We start from the raw sequence: 449 nt of genomic DNA, 5'->3' as shown, positions 1-449 counted from the left end.
CCCCCTTGTGGAGTACCTTCTTTCGTTGCCTTTAACTGTCCGAACTCAACCACACCTGATTTTAGCCACTTCCGCAATATCCGTTTGTTCATTGGAATATGCTGAATAAGCCAATCGTGGCTAATGTGGTCAAAACACCCCTGTATATCTGCATCAAGTACCCATTCTGCTGATTTCTTTTCTCCCCTCAAAGAGAAAATACTGTGTATATGGTTAATCGCATCTGCCGTTGAACGGCTTATCCGAAATCCATAAGAGCTTTTATCAGCCAAGGTTTCTGCAACAGGTTGTAATCCCAACAAGTGTAGGGCTTGCATAGCTCTATCTCTCATCGTTGGAATACCCAAGGGGCGTTTCTTTCCATTTGCTTTGGGTATAAACACTCGCTTTAATGGGCTTGGCTTATACTTTTTGCCTGAAAGTTCACTAATTGCTTGCCATTTCAATTT

1 protein-coding gene is annotated in these 449 nt (G+C 42.5%); it reads right to left on the bottom strand.

Going from position 1 to position 449, the window contains the following annotated elements; genetic code table 11:
• Positions 1 to 449, bottom strand: a 449-nt coding sequence (locus tag ACWIW0_RS11365) for a reverse transcriptase domain-containing protein (RefSeq protein ID WP_454453403.1), incomplete at both ends; no start/stop codon positions are given.

This window comes from Ursidibacter sp. B-7004-1, assembly GCF_053654055.1.
The sequence above is the reverse complement of the archived record's forward strand: the minus strand, read 5'-3'. Positions and strand labels throughout refer to the sequence as shown.